The following is an 18723-nucleotide window of genomic DNA, read 5'->3' on the forward strand; positions in this document are numbered from 1 at the left end:
CCGGTATTAGCATTCGTTTCCGAATGTTATCCCGGTCTTACAGGCAGGTTACCTACGTGTTACTCACCCGTCCGCCGCTAACCTTACCCCGAAGGATAAGATCCGCTCGACTTGCATGTATTAGGCACGCCGCCAGCGTTCGTCCTGAGCCAGGATCAAACTCTCCATAAAAGAAGTGCTTGTATAGCTCATTTCTTACGTTGACATATATCGCTCATTGTTCAGTTTTCAAGGAACAAGTTTGTTTGTTTTTCGTACCGCATCTCTCAGCGGCGACTTTTATAATATATCACAGCCGCCCATCTCAACGCAAGCACTTTTTTATTTTCTTTTTTTGCCGTGTCGCTTCGAAGCAGATTTGCTCGAGGCGATAGTGAGTAATTTATCACACGCACATACCTGCGTCAAGTGAATTCGACAAAAAAAGAACGCATCTTCTGCGTTCTTCGTCGGATCATATCACATTGCGGTAACATAGCTCTATGGCATCCGCATCTCCGGAAACCGGTATTACGGCAACTTCGTCTATATATCCGCGCTTGACGAGCTTCTGAATGAGGAGCGATAAATCAAGTTGAAGCCCCTCTAAGCTTGGGTGCAGCTGTAGCTCCATCATGCTCCACGGTTCCTCCCGCTCGGCCATGACGTCGAAGAGCATTTTGCAGCAAGACTTCATGAGACTCATAATCGAGAATTCGCACGCAAGCAGCACCAACTGAATACGTTGTTCCATCGTCTCGTTGCTGCTGGTTAATTGCTCGTAAAGTTTATAAATACCCGGGTTAAACCTCCGGGTCTGCTTCCACACCGTCAGCTCGGGATGAATCCCCGCTTCGATCAAGACGATATGCGCCCAATGATGGAGCGCGGCCAGCACGTTGCTGTACGAATCCATCAGATTGTCGTCCTGCAGCTCCTGCTTGGCTTGATAGTACTTGCGCATAAAGCAGCCGAACTCGACGATTTGCTTGCTTTCCCTCATCTCTACCGGAAACGCGAGCACCCGCTGCCTAATATGAAGCAAATAGTTGTCTCGGTCCATCAGGATTTCCCCCCGAACGAGCCATTGTATCATGCTGCGGGTTTCCCCGCCGGCGATCCATTGCTCTAGTGTTGACGGACTAATGCGCCGAATTAGAATATGCTTGTCATCCATGCGCACATGTTCCGTTTGGCGATGAAGGTCGCATTGTGACGAAACAACGAGCATCATGACATCCAATCCGTCGATTAACGGACTGTATGGATAAGGATTTTCAACGACAGCGACGGCCACTACGCCTTCTTCTTCTTCGAACTTCTGTTGAAAATACGCTCTCAGGTCCACAACAACAATCCCCCGTATAGCTTCAGAGTGCAGTTTAAGCTATAATGATTTCGCAGTGTACTAAATGTTCGACAATGTCCGCCCGGTTTCCTGCCTAGAATCGCAAGAAATCGATTCGGGACCGTCAGAAAGGACACCTTTATGTTTTTTAAATCCAGTAAAATCAACGAGTTCCGGCTTTGGGGATTGCTGTTCACGCTATTCGGCATGGGTCTTATGATTCTCGGTACTTCCGGCATCGTATTCTGGGGACAAGCCGGCAAATGGTTCGCCGGCGTCTTCATGGTCATCGGCATGATCGCCATGCTGCTCAGCGTCGGAGTCTACTTCTGGGCAGGCATGCTCTCGACGAGCGCCGTAATCCTGATTTGCCCGGAATGCAACCGCCACACGAAAATTCTAGGAAAAACCGACCGTTGTATGTACTGCAAAACAAAGCTGACGCTTGATCCGAACGAAGCTACCGACCTGGACGAAGGGATTACGGAGAAAGCCTAACTACATAGCTATACCAGGTGAAACGGCCTCGCGGTCATTGATGGCGGGGCGCGTTTCATTCCGGATAAGCGGATTGGTTTGCGTTCAGCAATCGAGAAATCCAAGTTGTTTTATTAAGCGTGAAACTGATAAATTCTTGTATTTTGAATAAAACGCCTCTCCAACGGGTATTACCCGCGGAGAGGCGTTTTGAATTAGGTATTAGGGCTTTTGTTGCAATGCTTGATCGATAACTCCCCAAATCTGCTCATTCTGGAACGAACGCTGCCAGGTGGCCACGCCAGCCAAACCGTATTTGCGCACAAGCGCGACTCGCGATTGTATGGATACTTCGTCTTCGATCCAAATCCGTTTCTTAGCACCGTCTTCGGTATATTCGACATAATTCTGCCCAGCCCGCGCATCGAACACCGGTGTAAGCTTGCGTTCGGCGATCAGCTTGTCGATCGCCTGCATTCCGAGCGCTTTCGAGCTTACCTTTGTCTTGCCGCCCGCCTGATTGGCTTCCGTCCATACTCGGGCATAAAGCGGCATACCGAGAATTAGTTTACTCGGCGGAACCCGGTCCTCTTCCAACAAGCGTAAAACCGACTTCTCCGTCCACGGGAGCGATGCGACCGATCCGGCTTTGGGACTCGAAGCCCAATGCTCATCGTACGCCATCAGCATCATGAAATCCACGCTTTCGGCCAGAGCCGGGCGATCCAGGAACGCGGACCACATTTCGCTGTTCGACTTCGGCGTCACGTCGATGGACACCACAAGCCCCTGCTCATGAAGAATCGGCGTCAGCTCGCGCACAAATTGAACGAGGTTCGCTTTATCCGCCGTCTCGACATTCTCGAAATCGATATTGATTCCCTGCAGACGATAAATTTGCGCATAAGCGACCAGTTGCCGGATCATATTAAATCTGGTCTGCGCGGTAGCCAGCGCCTGGGTAGTCCTTTTCGGCTCGAAACCGTTGCTGAACAGCGCCCAAACCTGGGTTTTCCGTTTGGCCGCCCAATCGACGTAGGCTTTGTCCGCTTTGCTGCGAATTTTGCCGGTTCCGTCAATAAGCTCGAACCAGGTGGGACTGACGACGTTCACGCCATTCAACGAGCCGATCGCCGACACATCGGTCTTCTTCGCGTAAACGCCTTCCCAGGTCATGTTGATTTTGCTGCCCATCACCTTCCATGCGATAAAAGGCGATTCCACGGCCGGCTGCTTCACTTGCTCGATCTCGGTCAAGCTTAGCTTGTCCTTGGGCAAATAGCCGATCGTCCCGCTCTGCGCCTGAACCGTATACCATTCGGGATTCGTCGCTTCCTCCCAAATCCGCACTTCGGCGTCGGACGGCAGCTTCTCGTAAATCGTAGCCCGGATCGTCGGCGACGACCGAAGGGCCGTATCCGCCGTCGTCTTCGCGCGCTGAACAGACTCCCCGGTAGGAATGATCGTCACGATCCCCGTACCATTCCCCGTCTCGACGTGGATGCCGTACAATTCCGCAAGCGGCGTCGAAGGCAAATACACCTCTCCATCTATGACTTCCGCGGCTTCTCTTAATTCATAGGGCTTGCTGTTCAACGTAGCCGTCAATAAATCCGTCTTCAGCCGAAGCACTTGATGCGCGCTCGTGAGGACGATGGAACCGGTCGCTTCTTCGTACCAAATTTCGTTCTCGAGCCCCGCCGATTCCTTCAATACCGCCAAGGGAAGTTTGATCGTCTCTCCTTCGATGACGGCGCCTCCGCTTGCTATTGTGCCAGCCACCATAATTGGATGCGTCGCTCCATATTGCGGCTTCTCCATCTTCGTATTCGGGATAAATAACCAATAGAGGCCAAACAAAACGACCCCGAGCAAGAAAAAGAAGACCAACCGCAACAGCGTTCGAACTAAACCGCCGGGCTTCCTTCGCCTCGGCCTGACTTGAACCGTCTGCATATCCAAACCTTTCCGCTCCTCTTATCCGTATGCTTGTCCCGCTCGCAACAAAATAAAAAACGCGCAGAAGTTAAGGCGCTTGCCTTGTACCCCCTGCACGCTTCCATCGCGAGCCTATTCTCTTGCCGTTCCTTACGAATGCGGCTTCGCGCAGTCTCCGCAAAGACCGTAAATCTCCATACGATGTCCTTCCACCTTAAATCCGGTTTCCTTGGATGCCGTCTTCTCGACATCCGTCAGCGATGGATAATCAAAATCGACGATCGTGCCGCACTGGCGGCAAATCGCATGATAATGGTCGGACAAATCAGCGTCAAAACGGCTTGAATCGTCGCCATACGTGAGCTCTCGGACAAGACCTGCTTCGACGAACAGCCTTAAATTGTTATAAATAGTCGCCACGCTCATGCTTGGGAAAGCCGGGGACAACGCTTTGTAAATTTCATCTGCTGTCGGATGTATCATCGAATCCATCAAGAAGCTCAGAATAGCATGACGCTGAGGAGTCATTCGTACGCCGGTGCTTTTCAATTGTTCAAGTGCTTGTTCTACGGTCGCACCCATGCCCTTCACGCCTTTCTGCTTCGATAGAACCATTGTACGTGCAGACTTTTCGTTTTGTCAATGAACGGACGCGTCAATTCGATGGAAGATAACGGTTGATGGCGATGCTGCTGTTCGCGTCGATATCAATGCGGTATAGGTCGTCGCCGACGGAACCTCGGACCGTCTTCTTCCCGATCTCCAGCGGCAGATCGGTCGTAATCGTCCCGAACGTCACTGATCCGTTGACGGAGAATCCGCCGGTCTCCGGAACGTAGAGACGGATGTCGCCGATCGAGCTGTCGATGTTCCAGTCCCCGCCCACCACGCTGCTGCGAATGTCGATCTCGCCGTTCAACGTGTCGACCCTAAGGCCGGAAGCGGCTTCGGCGACCGTGATTTGACCGTTCTTGGTCTCCACTTCCGCCTCGCCCCGGATATCCTCCAGCCTGATGCTTCCGCTCGACGTCGTCACATCCGCTTTGCCTTCCATTTGTCTCGCCGAGATATCGCCGTTCGCGACCTCCAGGTTCGCGTCTCCCGCAATCTGATCGACCGTGATGGCGCCGTTCTTCGTCTTAATGTCGACGCTCCCCACGATTCGGGAAACCTGGATTTCGCCGTTGGTTCCCTGGATGGCGAGGCCGCCCGGGAGGAAAAGTCCTTCTGCCCGTATCGCTCCGTTGCCTGCCGTAATGGTCAATTTGGCTTGAGGCTGTTCGGGTGCTTCGTCCTTCGCGTCATTCGCATCGGTAAGCGTGGCCGGGCTGTCGGCAGGGGAACCGTTCGCCTCGTCGTCGCTCCGTGCGTCTTCATTCGCGCCTATTGCTTCTGACGAATCGGCCGGAGGTAAAGTTTCACTTTCTTCCGCCCCGGCAATCTCGTTGTCGACGACCGGGATTTTGGAAAAGTGCGAATCCGCCGGGACGGTGACGGTCACGTTCATCCGCGGCAAACGGCTGCCGTCCGCGCCGTACGCTTTCCCCTTCGCTTCGATGGCGATCTTCTTCTCGCCGCCGATCTCCACGACGGATGCTGCCGCCGCCTCATCGGCTTCTTGTTTATTCGCGGCATCGATCCATACGATCGTTTCGATCGTCATATTCGCCGCCTCTCCCTTAAGGACGGTGACGGAACCGTTCGGGTTATTGATCGAAATCGACTCCATGTCGGCACCTAGCGGAATCTCCAGCTTCTCCTTGTCGTATTTGAAGCCGTTCTCCTCCGACAGGCTCGCGGCCCCCGGCATGTTGACGTTCCATTGATCGAGCCACTTGAACGGCATGGCCGCATATTGCGTGACCGAAAAAGCGGTAACCGCGATGACGGCCGCCATGAAGCTCCCTCCGAGATCAAAGGGCAACCGTTCCTCCTTCTTGCGATATGCGAGACTATACACGATCACCTCGACTCCAAGCAGCACAAAGGCGGCCGGCCACCAACGGCCAAGCAGCGCAATGTCGTTGCGCCCCGCCATTTGATCCGATAAAAGCAGTCCGCCGACCGTCAGAATAAGCAGCGCAGCCGTGATTCGTCCCGTCCGCAGCATCGTCCCCCTCCTCCTAAACGCATAGTTGAGCGCGATAATGATCAACCCGATTCCCGTCAGATCATTGCCGTTATCCTCCAGCAACTCGGCAAGCCATTTCGGCGGCGCCAGAAATACGAGCATGACCGCGCCGAGCAGCGCGATCGCGGCCCCCTGAAGCACCAAGGCCAAGGTTCCGGACCGAACGGACGAAACATCGGCGGCGTGGTTCTGCCTGGACGCCTCCTGAAGGGTACCGAAAACGCTATAAAACCAAAATGCGGGCACCGCCAATCCCAAGTAGACGAGCAGCAGCGCGAAGCGTCCGCCCGCCAAGTCGGCGAAATGAATCATGGCCAGGATATCGGCCAACGTTCCGGCCAGCAGGAGCAAGCCATTCATATGCAGCCCGAGCAGCAGATGACCGGCTCCCGGGCAAACAAACGCCGCGAGCACGGCCAGCGCCGCCTTGCGTCTCGAGATCCGTTCCATCTGCGTTCCCCCTCCGACAACGTGCGCTCATCGCCATGATGAATTGACTCCAAAGTTGCTTACGCCCAAGGCGAACCGGCTATCGCCGTCTTTCGCGGCGAGACGCGTTGCGTACCGGATAAGCGGATTGGTTTGCGTTCGCAATCCGAGGATTGTGAATGCAGCATTCGGCGATCGAGAAATACAAGATCAGTTATAGGCGTGAAATATATAAACGCTTGTATTAACAAAGTTGTCCTTATTGTACCACACCAAAATCGAAATCGCGGCAGGTAGAAGCGCTCGGTATACGAGACTTCCTTACCACCCGGGCAATGCCTTCAATCGACGGCATGCCGCCGATTCCAAGTAACGCGAGCAGTTCATAAGCGGCTTGGCCGCGGTGTACGACTTGGTCGTTGCTAATGCGGCTGATCTTAAAAACGAAGGAGGCTCATGCCGGTGCTCTGGGAAAGGTAAAGGGCAATCGGCTTTAGACATCCAGGTTTGTAGGAAATTGAACGTCTCGCGCTTGGGTTCCGGCCTGCAGGCTAGAGTGGATTGGAGTCTTTGATCGGCTGCTCGGTTTCGGTACTCTATACGACAAAAAGGAATCTCCCGTTCCGCCCGATGGCGGTGAACGGAAGATTCCTTATCTGGTCGTACTCGGCCGGTTATTGGCTCAGACGTTCCAGCAGCAGTTTGTTCGCCAGCGCGGGATTCGCCTTGCCCTTGGACGCCTTCATGACTTGGCCGACCAGGAAGCCGATCGCCTTGTCTTTACCCGCCTTGAAGTCGGCGACCGATTGCGGATTCGCTCCTACGATCTCGTCGACGATCGCCTTGACCGCGCCCTCGTCGCTGATTTGGACAAGTCCTTGCTCTTCGACGATCTGCTGCGGCAGCTTGCCGGACTCGAGCATCGACTTGAACACCGTCTTGGCGATCTTGCCGTTGATCGTCCCCTTCTCCAGCAGCCCGATCATCTCGCCGAGCCCTTGACCGGTGATTTTGACATCATCCAGCTCCAGGTTGTTCGCGTTCAGGTAACCGAGCAGCTCGCCCATGATCCAGTTCGATACCTGCTTGGCATCCTTCGTGTACTGAAGGCTCTCTTCGAAGAAATCGGCCAGCTTCTTGGACGTCGTAATGACTTCCGCATCGTAGGCCGGCAAGCCGTAATCGCTCGTATACCGGGCTTTGCGCGCACCCGGCAGCTCGGGAATCGACGCGCGTACGCGCTCTTTCCACTCGGCGTCGATGTGCATGACGACCAGATCCGGGTCCGGGAAATAACGGTAATCGTGCGCTTCTTCTTTGCCGCGCATCGAGAACGTCTTGCCTTGGGTATCGTCAAAGCGGCGCGTCTCCTGCACGACTACGCCGCCGCCGTCCAAAATGTCGGCTTGGCGCATCTGCTCGTACTCTAGGCCGCGCACGACGCCGCGGAACGAGTTCATGTTCTTCAGCTCGGCGCGGATGCCGAATTTCTCCTGCCCGTACGGACGCAATGAAATGTTGGCGTCGCAGCGCATGGACCCTTCTTCCATCTTCACGTCGGACACGTCGCAATACAGCATGATCGCGCGCAGCTTCTCGAGGTAAGCTTTCGCTTCCTCCGGCGTGCGGATGTCCGGCTCGGATACGATCTCGACGAGCGGCGTGCCGACGCGGTTAAAGTCTACGAGGGAGGCGTAACCGCCGTCGACATGCGACAGCTTGCCCGCGTCTTCCTCCAGATGCAGCCGCGTAATGCCGATGCGCTTCGTCTGGCCGTTGACTTCGATATCGATGTAGCCGTTCTCGCCAATCGGCTGGTCATATTGGGAGATCTGGTACGCCTTCGGCGAATCCGGATAAAAATAGTTCTTGCGATCGAATTTGCTGACGTCGGCAACGGTACAGTTGAGCGCCATTGCCGCTTTCATCGCGTATTCGACGGCCTGTTTGTTCAGCACGGGCAGGACGCCCGGATGGCCCAAACAAATCGGACATGTATGGGTATTCGGCGGGGCGCCGAAGGACGTGGAACAGCCGCAGAAGATTTTGCTCTTCGTATGGAGTTCAACGTGGACTTCAAGCCCGACTACCGTTTCGTATTTGTTCGCTTCAAACATGCTAATAGCCCTCCGCTTCCTTCAAGCTCGGCTTCGAAAAACCCGAATTCCGTTCGCGGCACGCTCGGCCGGTCGGCACGCATGAGCTGCGCGGGCGAACGGGTTCGTCGAAGCTGACAGGTCATCCCGCGCCTACAGCTGCGGGCGTTGTTGATGGTGATCGGTATACTGCTCGTAGGCGTGGGCCGCGCGGAGCACGGTCCGCTCGTCGAACGCCTTGCCGATGATTTGCAGACCGATCGGCAGACCGTCCGCGAAACCGCATGGCACGCTGATCGCCGGCACGCCCGCCAGGCTGACCGGAATCGTCACGATATCGTTCAAATACATCGTGAGCGGGTCGCCGACTTGTTCGCCGATCCGGAAGGCCGGCGTCGGCGCGGTCGGGCCGATGATGAGGTCGAACTTCTCGAACACCTGGTCGAAGTCTTGCTTGATGAGCGTCCGAACCTTCTGCGCCTTCAAATAATAGGCGTCGTAATAACCGGAGCTGAGCGCGTACGTCCCAAGCATGATCCGACGCTTCACTTCCGCGCCGAAGCCCTGGCTGCGGGATTTGCGGTACATATCGATCAGATTGTCCGGATTGTCCGCGCGCACGCCGTAACGCACGCCGTCAAAACGGGCCAGGTTCGAGGAAGCTTCGGAGGACGCCAGGATGTAGTAAGCGGCCACCGCGTACTCCGTATGCGGCAGCGACACTTCTTCCCAAGTCGCGCCAAGGCTCTCGTATACTTTTAGCGCGGCGAGTACCGCTTCTTTCACTTTCGGATCGACGCCTTGGCCGATGTATTCCTTCGGCACGCCGATGCGAAGTCCTTTCACGTCTCCTGTAAGGGCCGACGTGTAATCGGGAATCTCCACGTTCGCCGAGGTCGAGTCCATATGATCATATCCGGCAATCGCTTGCAGTACGTAGGCGGAATCTTCGACGTTCTTCGTGATCGGACCGATCTGGTCGAGCGACGACGCGAACGCCACGAGACCGAAGCGCGATACGAGGCCGTACGTCGGCTTGAGACCGACAACGCCACAGTACGCGGCAGGCTGGCGAATCGAACCGCCGGTGTCGGAACCGAGCGAGAAATAAACTTGTCCCGCCGCTACCGCCGCGGCCGAACCGCCGCTGGAGCCGCCAGGCACATAGTCGGTATTCCACGGGTTACGCGTCGGATAATAGCTGGAGTTCTCGTTCGAGCCGCCCATCGCGAACTCGTCCATGTTCAATTTGCCAATAAGGACGGACTGCGCGGCCTTGAGTTTCTTGACCGCCGTTCCGTCGTAAATCGGGTCATAGTTGCGCAAGAATTGGCTCGCGCACGTCGTCAGGAGCCCTTCCGTCACCATGTTGTCCTTCAAGCCCGCGGGCAAGCCGAACAACAAGCCGCGCTCGCCGCCGGCTGCCAGTTGCTTGTCCAACTCGACCGCGGAAGCGCGCGCTCCTTCTTCATTTAAAGTGAGAAATGCCCGGACCGCCTCGTCCGTCTGCCCGATCCGGTTGAACGAAGCGTCCACCAAATCCGCTACGGTCAGCTCTTTGCCGACCAGCTTGTTATGTACTTCCTGCAGGCGCATATCGAATAAAGCCAACAGTCGTTCCTCCCTTCAGCAATCGCCGCATGCCGCACTAGCCGCACGCCGCGTCTTCTTCCGCATCTTGATGCCGTGCTATTCCAATACGGCCGGTACTTTGAACTGCCCGTCCTCTTCGTCCGGCGCGTTCTTCAGCGCGGTCTCGTTCGACACGGATTCGCGATTCTCGTCTTCGCGCATGACGTTCGTCACCGGAAGCACGTGGCTCGTCGGTTCGATGCCTTCCGTATCCAGCTGGTTCAGCTTCTCCGCATATTTCAAAATCGCGTTCAACTGACCGGTGAACTGCTCTTTCTCCTGCTCCGTCAGCTCCAGCCGCGCTAATTTGGCAACATGCTCAACGTCTTTCAGCGTAATGCTCATGGGCTAATGCCCCTCCCTTTCCAGCCTTTATGCTCGCATTCTTCATATTATAGCGTAATGGTCCGTGCAAACTCAACGAATTTAGGGTCGTTAAAGCGTCATCAAGCCCGAGATTAACGTCCACATTCCGGAGCAGGTCAAGAATAGGAGGACAAGCCGTTTGAACGCGGATTCCGCAACTTTGCCCGCTAGCGATATGCCGATTACGACGCCCGCGAGCATCCCCGGTATGCCGGCGAGGCAGCCGCGAAGCACTTCGACCGTCAGCAGGCCTTGGCCGAAGTAAACCGCCACCGTGACGATGTTGAGGGCTAGCGCGAAGAACGTCAGATTCGCCCGGAAACGCATTTTGTCCATGCCGCTGGCGGATAGAAACAGCGCGACCGGCGGGCCGCTGAGCGAAATGCTCCCGTTCAGCACGCCGCTGAGCGCGCCCGTCAGCGGATAGGACAGCCTGGTGCCGCGGATCGGAAATGAAGCGCCGCGCAGCTGAATGATCGCGAAGGCGCAGACGAGCAAGCCCGCGGCCAGCTTCAAAACGGCGGCAGGCGCGACGGCAAGCAACCAAGCGCCGAGCGGCACGGCGGCAAAGCTCGAGCCGATGAGCAGCCACATGCCGCCTAATTGCACATGCCGGCGGACCGGCGCTAAAATCGCAATATTCGTGAGCAAGCTTAAAATCACGACGACGACGACCGCGGACTTCATGCCGAGCGAAGCGCCCAGCAGGGGCATCGCTATGAGCGCAAACCCGAAGCCCGTCAACCCTTGCGCGATGCCAGCCGCGGCCGTAATCAGAAACGTGATCAATAGCCAGTACAACGAAGCTTCCATGATGAACGATTCTCCTTTAGATTGACGAGGTCATACAATAATATAAAAATCTTAAACCGGTTAACTAGTCTCTTCAATCTTGAATTCAAGCATGCCGGGTATAAAAATAAGGTTGTTCTTCCGAGGATGACGAATAAATAAAGGAGCCTGGCTTGAAAGCCAAACTCCTATCTACGCTCCTATGCGATTCCATACAGAAAACGTTACAGATGGGTACCTCCGCTCGCATCGATGCATTGGCCGGTAATCCATCTGCTGTCCGGCGAAGCCAAAAATGCCGCGATGTCCGCGATATCAGCCGGTTCGCCCCATCTGCCGAAAATCGAATAATTCGCCCCTGCCGCTCTGCCATCCGGGTCATTCAGCATCGACGCGTTCATGTCGGTCGCGACGAAGCCGGGCTGAATCGCGTTAATCGTAATGCCGCGCGCCGCAAGCTGGGTCGCGAGCGAGAGCGTCAGCGCGTTGATCGCGCCTTTCGTCATGCTGTACGCCGGAATAACCGGTAGCGAGATTCGCGTGACGGCAGAGGACAGGTTAATGATTCGGCCGTTATTCCGGAGTCTGGGCAGCGCTTGCTGAACGAGAAAGAACGGCGCTTTCACATTCAAGCCGACCACCTCGTCGAATTGACGCTCCGTCGTGTCCTCGATGTTCGCTACTAATCCCACGCCGGCGTTATTAACGAGGATATCCAACTTCGCGTCCCCCGTTCCGGCGCGCAACGCGTCATCCAACTGCTCGTATAGCCGCCCGACGCCATCCAATGCGCCGAGCTCGGCCCCCACCGCGAAAGCCGTCCCGCCTTCCCGGGTTATTTCGCGAACGACCTCCTCGGCCGCATCGCTTCCCCGTCCGTAATGAACCGCTACGAGCGCGCCTTCCTTCGCCAGCCGTATCGCGATGGCACGCCCGATTCCCCGGCTTGCGCCCGTCACGAGCGCCGTCTTCCCTTGCAAATTTTTCATCCGCCTTCATCTCCTCTTCTTGTTCTCATCTCCAGTTGTACCATGAGACGGATTTCGAAAAGTTGCTCTCCCATTCGGGGAGCACGGCGGTGCTCATGAGCAAAAAGAAGCGCGGTTATGATTGTACGTGAAGGCAGCCAAGGCAAGGGGTCGAAGCGGGCCATCCCTTAGATGAGGGAAAAGACGCGGCTTTTGGGGGACAAGCATGGATGATTCGGCCGGTAAACGAGTCTATCGCTATTCAGCAAACGCTCAGCTAACATTCACCTTTCCCTTAGGTTGCGTTCACTTTGACTTAAGGTTAGGCGGCCATAATGAGTCTTGTAAGGACGAGCAACACGAACAACGCCGACGATGACGATAACAAAAACCAGACTGCCTAGGAGGAATTCAATATGAACAAGTACATGAAAACCGTAGGTATGACCGCCGCTCTCGCCGTGATGATCCCGCTCAGCGCCTATGCCGCTACAAGCACGACAACGACGACGTCGACCGACGCGAAAACGAGCGTATCCGGCACGACGGCTGCCACGGCCGCGAAGCCTGGCCATGAAGGACGCGGCGGCAAAGGCGGTTTCGGCGGGGCGAAATTCGTCTCCGACGAGGTGCTCGCGCTGCTTAAGCTTGACCGCGCGGCGCTGCAGGAAAAGCTCGCCGCAGGCAGCACGCTTGCCGAAATCGCGACTGCTCAGGGCGTCACCGAAGAACAGCTGAAAGCGGCGCTTACTTCCGCATTCGAAGCGCGTCAAGCGGAAGAGAAGTCGAACTTCACGTCGAACCTCGATACGTACATCTCGAGCAAGCAGACGATGCCAGAAGGCGGTAAAGCGTTCGGCCACGGCTTCGGCGGCAACCAGCTCGCCACGGTGGCAACGGCGCTCGGCCTGACCGAGGATGCGCTGAAAGAACAGCTCGCAGCCGGCAAAACGATCGCGGCGCTCGCGACCGAGAAAGGCGTCGACGCTGCGACGATCATTACGAAAGTCCAGGCGGCCATCGACGCGCAAATCGACCAAGCCGTGACGGACGGCAAGTTGACGAGCGAGCAAGCGACTGGGCAAAAGGCCAAATCCGCCGAAATGGCGACAAGCATCGTGAACGGCGAATTCGCGGGCAAAGGCTTCGGCGGCGGACGCGGCCACGGCGGGCCTCGCGGAGACAAAGGCCAAGCGCCATCGGGAACGACCAGCGGCCAAAGCGGCACGACGACTTCGACGACCGGCACATCGGCTTAAGCGCTTTTGGCCTAAACACGACAGCATAAACAAACAAGAAGCCCTGCCAAATTGGCGGGGCTCTACGCGGTTGTTCCGGCACGCTCAAAAATAAAAAAGACGCCCGAAATCTATCGGACGCCCTCCCTATCACTCGTCTAAATCCACGCCTTCAAATGAATCTGACGAATAAAATCTTCCTTCGTCTGCACTTCGTTGTCGCCAACGGCCGCTTCTTCCGGCTGCTCTCCGCCGTTCATGATCCGCCGGAACAGCTCCTCGTTATGGGTCGCCAGCGCAAAGTCGATCAACGCTTCGCGCTCGATCCGCTCGGCCTCCAGCGTCAGCAGCACTTCCTCGAGCTCCACGTCCTCGGCCGGCACGTAGAAATTGCGGTTCAACTTCGGCACCCGGACGACGTAATCGAAAGCATTGTCCGCGTTGCGGTCGAAAGCGATAATATATCCATACTCCCCGATCGGGAGGTTCTGTTCAAACGTATCGGAAACAACGACGATCTTCTGCCCCAATTTGAGCATATCCGCACCCCTGCCTCTACTAGCTCGTTTCTATTCTTCTATCCTACTAGAAAATAGCAGGGAAGTCCAACTCCGATGGGAATTTGCAGAAATGCGCGGCGAGAGGCGGAAGGCGGTATCGCCATCAGGTAAAACGACCGAATTTGACAGCTGCCGCCAGCGAGACGAATAGGAGCGAAATGGCAGCGATGAGCGGCGCCCAGCCATAGGCGGGCCAGCCTTCTCCGGCTAATACGCGCGATGCCAAACCCGGGAGCGCGCCTGGACTCCAATGCAGCTCGTCCGGAAAGGCGCCCGTCAATAATACGACGACCACGGCAGCCGCCAGCGAGACGAATGCAGCCGCCGCGCCGCTGCCCAGAAACGCGCTCAAAGCCAACGTCATCGTAATCAAGACGCACGTCCAAATCATGAATATAATCAGCGCGAGCAGCGCATCCTTCCATGACACGGAGCCGAAAAGCGCGGACGTATAATACAACGCCGCCCCATATCCGGCTGCGACCGCGATGGAGGTCAACGAAAGCAGCGCCGCCCATTTGCTGGTCACGTACGCTGTAGGCGAGACGGGTTTGACCAGCGTCATGATCGCGGTCCCGGCAATCCGCTCCCCGGAGACGGCGCCCATTCCGGCCAGGGCGAGCACGAGGAGACCGAGAAGACCGAATTGCTGCAGCGTCTGCGCCAGCACTTCAAAGGCTTGCGGAGTCGGTATCTCGATGAGCGCGCCAGCCGGCATACCGCCCGAGCGCGCGATGATCTCCGGCATGAAGTACATCGCCACCGGCTGCGAACCGCCTAATAGGAGGAACACGGCCGGCACCCATAACAGTTTGTAACTCCGCAGCAGCTCTCGCCATTCCTTCCGTACCAGCACCCACCAAACCGTCATTCCGCCACCGCCTTCATAAAGATATCTTCCAGCGACATTTGCCCTATATCCAGCCGCGTGATTCGCACGCCCGCTCGGGCGATGTCCAGCAGAAGCGCCTCCCGCGCCGCTTCCAAGTCCCGCACGACCAGACGCATGCCGCGTTCGACCCGATCGGCGTTCAAGACGTCCGCCTTCGTCCCTTGCAGCCAACGTTCCATCCAACCGCGGGACGCTTCATCGTTCTCCGTCTCCACGACAATAACCGGTTGTCTGTTCCGATCGCGCACTTCGGATAACGGCCCGGATTCGACCAGTTCGCCTTGACGTAAAATGAGGATGTCGTCGCACAGCGCCTCGGCATCGTGCAACACATGCGTGGAATAAAGCACGGTCGTCTCGCGTTTGATATCCCGGAGCAGCGCCATGACTTCACGCCTGCCAATCGGGTCCAGCGCGGACATCGGCTCGTCCAGAATGAGCAGCTTGGGACGATGAATGAGCGCCTGCGCAATCCCTAGCCGCTGCTTCATGCCGCCGGAATAGCCCCCGATCCGCTCCCGGGCGGCATCGGCCAACCCGACGCGAGCAAGCAATTCCTCCGCCGCTCCGGACGCGGCTTTGCGCGTCAGCCCGCAAAGGCGGCCGGCATAGATCATATATTCGCGACCGCTCATCCACGCATAGAAGGCCGGATGCTGCGGCAAATAACCGATCGAGCGCCGCGGATCCGAATCGCTCGCATCGCCAAGCAGACGAATCTGTCCGGATGAAGGCCGAAGCAAGCCCGCGAGCATTTGAATCGTCGTTGTTTTGCCCGCGCCGTTCGGACCGAGCAGCGCCGTGCACCTCATTTTACTGAGCGTAAAATTTACGGATTCAACCACCGTTTTAGCGTCATAACGCTTCGTCAGCGCCGTTACGTTCAACACATCCCCGCCTCTCATCATCGGCTTGAACGCCTTCCTGCCGCGAAAAACAAGACAGGTCCGAGCACGTTCCCGAATACGATGATCAGCATCCATACCCACTTCGGCCCGCGCGTCTCCACAGCTCTCGCGCAACCGATTAACGCCGTTACGATGAGAATTAGCTGCAGCCCCAACAAGGGGGCAATGATCGCCCACAATCGCGAATCCAACATCTCGTTCATAGCCACACGCTCCTTCGCTTATTTGTGATTTAAGGTGATTAGCGTACTGCATCGTCTCTTATTCGCGATGGCGCCTAGGTCTCGGCCAGCCTTTACGCACGACGATCCAATAAATAATAAACGGCATCGGGATTTGGATCAGTCCCCACAATCCCCAAAACCACGGAAACCGGCTCCGCCGCTTCGCGTCGATGAACAGCCACGTCGATTGACACAGCGCCGCGGCGCCGATCAGCACCAGCAGCCAGACCGGAACGCCCCCGAGTTTCTCTAAGTCCTCCATTCGCCCGCCTCCTCCTTCGACCGCACGCCGGTCGCGACGAACGCGATAGCCGCCACGAATACCGTCGCTTGCAAGATGACGAACCCGATTATGCTGCTCTCGACCACCAGGACCATCAACGAGAGAATGAGCGCCGCCACGGCCCAGAAGGCAAACAAATCGCGCCATAAACGATTGCGGCTGCGCGCGCGTTGCTCCCCGACGAGCTGCTCGAATGCGGCCATCGGCGGAAGCGGCGGCTCGATGCGGGCATCCCACCGCTCCAGCGCGGCGGTTAGTTCTTGTTCCATCCCTTCCCATTGCGCCTCGGCCGGGGTCGTCGTTTCGACTAACCGACTATTGTCATCGTGTACGGATCCATTCGAGCCGGTCTTACGCGGCTTCTCGGCCTGAACGTCCTTATCCTTGCGCTCCTTCGTCATCGTCCCAGCTCCTTTCGCAATTGTTTCAGGCCGTTATGCAGCCTCGATTTGACCGTGCCGAGCGGAATGTCGAGCAGCGTCGCGATCTCGTCGTATGCATAACCGTAATAGTATTTCAGCAAGACCGGTACCCGAATATCGTAACTGAGCGTGCCGAGCGCCTCGAGCATCTCCGGCCATTCCTCCTGCCGCAGCGCCGTCTCGAAGCGAATCGCCTGCAGCGCCTGCTCGCCGGTCTGCCACTTGCGCTCCCGCTGCTTCTTGCGCATTTCGTCCATATAGAGCCGAGTGCCGATCGTGATCAGCCACGTGGAAAATTTGGATTTGCGCTGGAACGTGCCGATCCGCTCGATCGCCTTCACCATCGTCTCCTGTACCAAATCCTCCGTCATCGCCTTGTGCATCGTCACTTTGAGGAGATAGCGGTAGAGCAGCGCGTAGTTGTCCCGCAGCAGCCTGGCCAGCGCCTGTTCGTCGCCGCGGACCGCAAGTTTCACCGCCGTCTCTTCGTCCATCGTCCCCGCGATTGCATCCATGCGCGCCTCCCCTTTCTCTCTGTCTGGCCATGTGACGCTTAGGTGTTCGAAAATGTTCACGACCCCGGCGAAATTATTTTCGAGTTTCTTTCGTCGTCCTTCAGTATAACGGATGATACCTACTTTGCCTTGCCTGCGTTCGTCCGCTGTTCATTAGTCTTGCCCTCCAACAGAAAAAGAGCGGCCCCGGGGCCGCTCGCGCGTCGCTGCTTTCCTATCAATTGTCGAATAACGCTTCCGCCTTCTCGCGGTGATGATCTTTGACGTTCGATCCGAGCGCCTTCACCGCTGCCGCGATGATGGCCAGGTCATCCGTCAACCCGAGGCCCACCAGGACGTCGGGAATGGAATCGACCGGCAAAATGAAATACGCCAGCGCCGAGAAGGCAATCCCTTTGGCGTACAAGGGCGTCTTGCTGTCGATCGCCGTATAATACATCGCCACGGCGTCTTTGGCGAACGGGACTTTGCCGGCGAAGCGTTTCATTTTCCGAAAGAAGCCCTTCCGGACGTACTGTTCCTGCTTCGGATCGTAAGGCGACGGAATGTCCGGCACTCCCGTTCCTTCCGTCGCCCGAGATTCGGCCTGCGCGGCCGGCTCGATTGCGTGCTGCGTACTCATCGGCTTCCCCTCCCGTGCTATTGATGCGAATCGTATATGAGCTATAACGTTACTTACCTCATATACGAAGCGGCTCAATCGCAGGTTCCCTGGAAGGTGGAGGGAAGATGGGCGTGCCCGCTAAATCGTCATCGCGCCGAACCCGCCGTCCACGCGAATCAGCGAGCCTGTGACGAAGCTGGACGCCGCTTCGGCGGCAAGCCAGACGACGGCCCCCTGCAGCTCCTTCGGGTCGCCAAACCGGTTCATCGGCGTATGGCGCATGATGCTCTCGACGCGCTCGGGCGAGAGAATCGCGCGATTCTGTTCGGCCGGGAAAAAGCCCGGTATGATCGCGTTGACGCGAATGCCGTGCGGCGCGAACTCCCGGGCGAGAAATTGCGTCATCCCGTTAACGGCATGCTTGGAGGCGGAATACGTAAAGACGCGGGAGAGCGGCGGCGCCGACGACACCGAGCTGACCGTGATGATGCTCCCTCCGCGCCCGGCTTCGATCATGACCTGACCGAACGCTTGGCAGGCTAGCATGACGCTCTTGGCGTTCACGTCCATGATACGATCCCATTCGTCTTCGCCGATCTCGAAAAACGGCGTCGCGCTATTCGCCCCGGCCACGTGCAGCACGATGTCCGGCGTCCCTCGCCACGCCTTGATTTCGTCCACGGCCCGCAGCAGGTCCGCCTTGCTCGTGACGTCCGCCTGAAACAGCCGGCCGCGTTCTTCCAACAAGTGTCGGATGAATGGTTCCGCCTTCGCCGGATCGCGGGCGACGAGCGCCAAGTCCGCGCCGTGATCGCTCAGCGCCTCCGCCATGACGCGGCCGAGCGTGCTGCCCGCGCCCAGTATTACGGCCGTGCGGCCGGTCAAATCGAATAGCTGGCTTGCCGCCATGCTTCGTGCCTC

The 18723-nt window shown here is 57.1% G+C and carries 20 protein-coding genes and 1 rRNA gene; 2 read left to right on the forward strand and 19 right to left on the reverse strand.

Going from position 1 to position 18723, the window contains the following annotated elements:
• Positions 1 to 171: ribosomal RNA gene (locus BCM02_RS32640) — 16S ribosomal RNA — on the reverse strand; the annotation flags it as partial.
• Positions 172 to 454: 283 nt separating this feature from the next.
• Complete coding sequence (locus BCM02_RS32645; RefSeq protein WP_246183660.1) at positions 455 to 1327, reverse strand: nucleotidyltransferase-like protein; 873 nt, start codon at positions 1325 to 1327, stop codon at positions 455 to 457.
• A 141-nt stretch (positions 1328 to 1468) separates the two neighbouring features.
• Here BCM02_RS32645 and BCM02_RS32650 point away from each other — a divergent pair, with 141 nt between their 5' ends.
• Positions 1469 to 1825: a YgzB family protein gene (locus tag BCM02_RS32650; RefSeq protein ID WP_148933323.1), complete on the forward strand. Its 357-nt coding sequence runs from the start codon at positions 1469 to 1471 to the stop codon at positions 1823 to 1825.
• A 201-nt stretch (positions 1826 to 2026) separates the two neighbouring features.
• Here the strand turns inward: BCM02_RS32650 and BCM02_RS32655 are convergent, their stop codons facing one another.
• From BCM02_RS32655 to BCM02_RS32690, 8 genes are all read right to left on the reverse strand, one after another.
• Positions 2027 to 3760 (reverse strand): glycosyl hydrolase family 18 protein, encoded by a 1734-nt coding sequence (locus BCM02_RS32655; protein WP_148933389.1) that lies wholly within the window; start codon positions 3758 to 3760, stop codon positions 2027 to 2029.
• 132 nt (positions 3761 to 3892) lie between these two features.
• Positions 3893 to 4324 (reverse strand): peroxide-responsive transcriptional repressor PerR, encoded by a 432-nt coding sequence (gene perR, locus BCM02_RS32660; protein WP_148933324.1) that lies wholly within the window; start codon positions 4322 to 4324, stop codon positions 3893 to 3895.
• A 73-nt stretch (positions 4325 to 4397) separates the two neighbouring features.
• Positions 4398 to 6323, reverse strand: a complete 1926-nt coding sequence (locus BCM02_RS32665) for a DUF4097 family beta strand repeat-containing protein (protein WP_148933325.1) — start codon at positions 6321 to 6323, stop codon at positions 4398 to 4400.
• A gap of 653 nt (positions 6324 to 6976) precedes the next feature.
• Positions 6977 to 8419, reverse strand: a complete 1443-nt coding sequence (gatB, locus tag BCM02_RS32670; RefSeq protein ID WP_148933326.1) for an Asp-tRNA(Asn)/Glu-tRNA(Gln) amidotransferase subunit GatB — start codon at positions 8417 to 8419, stop codon at positions 6977 to 6979.
• A gap of 132 nt (positions 8420 to 8551) precedes the next feature.
• Positions 8552 to 10009: an Asp-tRNA(Asn)/Glu-tRNA(Gln) amidotransferase subunit GatA gene (gene gatA, locus BCM02_RS32675; protein WP_148933327.1), complete on the reverse strand. Its 1458-nt coding sequence runs from the start codon at positions 10007 to 10009 to the stop codon at positions 8552 to 8554.
• 78 nt (positions 10010 to 10087) lie between these two features.
• Positions 10088 to 10375: an Asp-tRNA(Asn)/Glu-tRNA(Gln) amidotransferase subunit GatC gene (gatC, locus tag BCM02_RS32680; protein WP_148933328.1), complete on the reverse strand. Its 288-nt coding sequence runs from the start codon at positions 10373 to 10375 to the stop codon at positions 10088 to 10090.
• A 90-nt stretch (positions 10376 to 10465) separates the two neighbouring features.
• Positions 10466 to 11209, reverse strand: a complete 744-nt coding sequence (locus tag BCM02_RS32685; protein ID WP_148933329.1) for a sulfite exporter TauE/SafE family protein — start codon at positions 11207 to 11209, stop codon at positions 10466 to 10468.
• Positions 11210 to 11412: 203 nt separating this feature from the next.
• Entirely contained in the window at positions 11413 to 12177 is a 765-nt protein-coding gene (locus BCM02_RS32690; RefSeq protein ID WP_148933330.1) for an SDR family oxidoreductase, read from the reverse strand.
• 395 nt (positions 12178 to 12572) lie between these two features.
• On the opposite strand from BCM02_RS32690, the gene BCM02_RS32695 reads away from it, so the two are divergent.
• The gene (locus BCM02_RS32695; protein WP_148933331.1) at positions 12573 to 13415 is read left to right on the forward strand and encodes a hypothetical protein; all 843 of its coding nucleotides are present in this window, start codon (positions 12573 to 12575) and stop codon (positions 13413 to 13415) included.
• 137 nt (positions 13416 to 13552) lie between these two features.
• Here the strand turns inward: BCM02_RS32695 and BCM02_RS32700 are convergent, their stop codons facing one another.
• The 9 genes from BCM02_RS32700 to BCM02_RS32740 all read right to left on the reverse strand — a co-directional run bounded on the left by BCM02_RS32700 (position 13553) and on the right by BCM02_RS32740 (position 18711).
• Positions 13553 to 13933, reverse strand: a complete 381-nt coding sequence (locus BCM02_RS32700) for an ATPase (RefSeq protein ID WP_148933332.1) — start codon at positions 13931 to 13933, stop codon at positions 13553 to 13555.
• Positions 13934 to 14057: 124 nt separating this feature from the next.
• Positions 14058 to 14825: an ABC transporter permease gene (locus BCM02_RS32705; RefSeq protein WP_148933333.1), complete on the reverse strand. Its 768-nt coding sequence runs from the start codon at positions 14823 to 14825 to the stop codon at positions 14058 to 14060.
• Positions 14822 to 15754 carry an ABC transporter ATP-binding protein gene (locus BCM02_RS32710; RefSeq protein ID WP_148933334.1) on the reverse strand — a complete coding sequence of 311 codons (933 nt, stop codon included), beginning with the start codon at positions 15752 to 15754 and terminating at the stop codon, positions 14822 to 14824. Before BCM02_RS32710 ends, BCM02_RS32705 begins: the two co-directional genes overlap by 4 nt.
• Positions 15751 to 15957, reverse strand: a complete 207-nt coding sequence (locus BCM02_RS32715; protein WP_187434540.1) for a PLD nuclease N-terminal domain-containing protein — start codon at positions 15955 to 15957, stop codon at positions 15751 to 15753. The genes BCM02_RS32710 and BCM02_RS32715 overlap by 4 nt, the downstream gene beginning before the upstream one ends.
• A 58-nt stretch (positions 15958 to 16015) precedes the next feature.
• The gene (locus tag BCM02_RS32720; protein ID WP_148933335.1) at positions 16016 to 16240 is read right to left on the reverse strand and encodes a sigmaY antisigma factor component; all 225 of its coding nucleotides are present in this window, start codon (positions 16238 to 16240) and stop codon (positions 16016 to 16018) included.
• Positions 16228 to 16662 carry a YxlC family protein gene (locus BCM02_RS32725; protein ID WP_148933336.1) on the reverse strand — a complete coding sequence of 145 codons (435 nt, stop codon included), beginning with the start codon at positions 16660 to 16662 and terminating at the stop codon, positions 16228 to 16230. Before BCM02_RS32725 ends, BCM02_RS32720 begins: the two co-directional genes overlap by 13 nt.
• Positions 16659 to 17198 (reverse strand): RNA polymerase sigma factor SigY, encoded by a 540-nt coding sequence (sigY, locus tag BCM02_RS32730; protein WP_246183661.1) that lies wholly within the window; start codon positions 17196 to 17198, stop codon positions 16659 to 16661. Before sigY ends, BCM02_RS32725 begins: the two co-directional genes overlap by 4 nt.
• A 217-nt stretch (positions 17199 to 17415) precedes the next feature.
• Positions 17416 to 17820, reverse strand: coding sequence for a YkvA family protein (locus tag BCM02_RS32735; RefSeq protein ID WP_148933337.1), 405 nt, complete (start codon positions 17818 to 17820; stop codon positions 17416 to 17418).
• Between the two features lie 120 nt (positions 17821 to 17940).
• Positions 17941 to 18711 carry an SDR family oxidoreductase gene (locus BCM02_RS32740; RefSeq protein WP_148933338.1) on the reverse strand — a complete coding sequence of 257 codons (771 nt, stop codon included), beginning with the start codon at positions 18709 to 18711 and terminating at the stop codon, positions 17941 to 17943.
• Between the last annotated feature and the right edge of the window lie 12 nt (positions 18712 to 18723).

The sequence above is a fragment of the Paenibacillus methanolicus genome, from assembly GCF_008124765.1.
Lineage (GTDB): Bacteria > Bacillota > Bacilli > Paenibacillales > Paenibacillaceae > Paenibacillus_Z > Paenibacillus_Z methanolicus.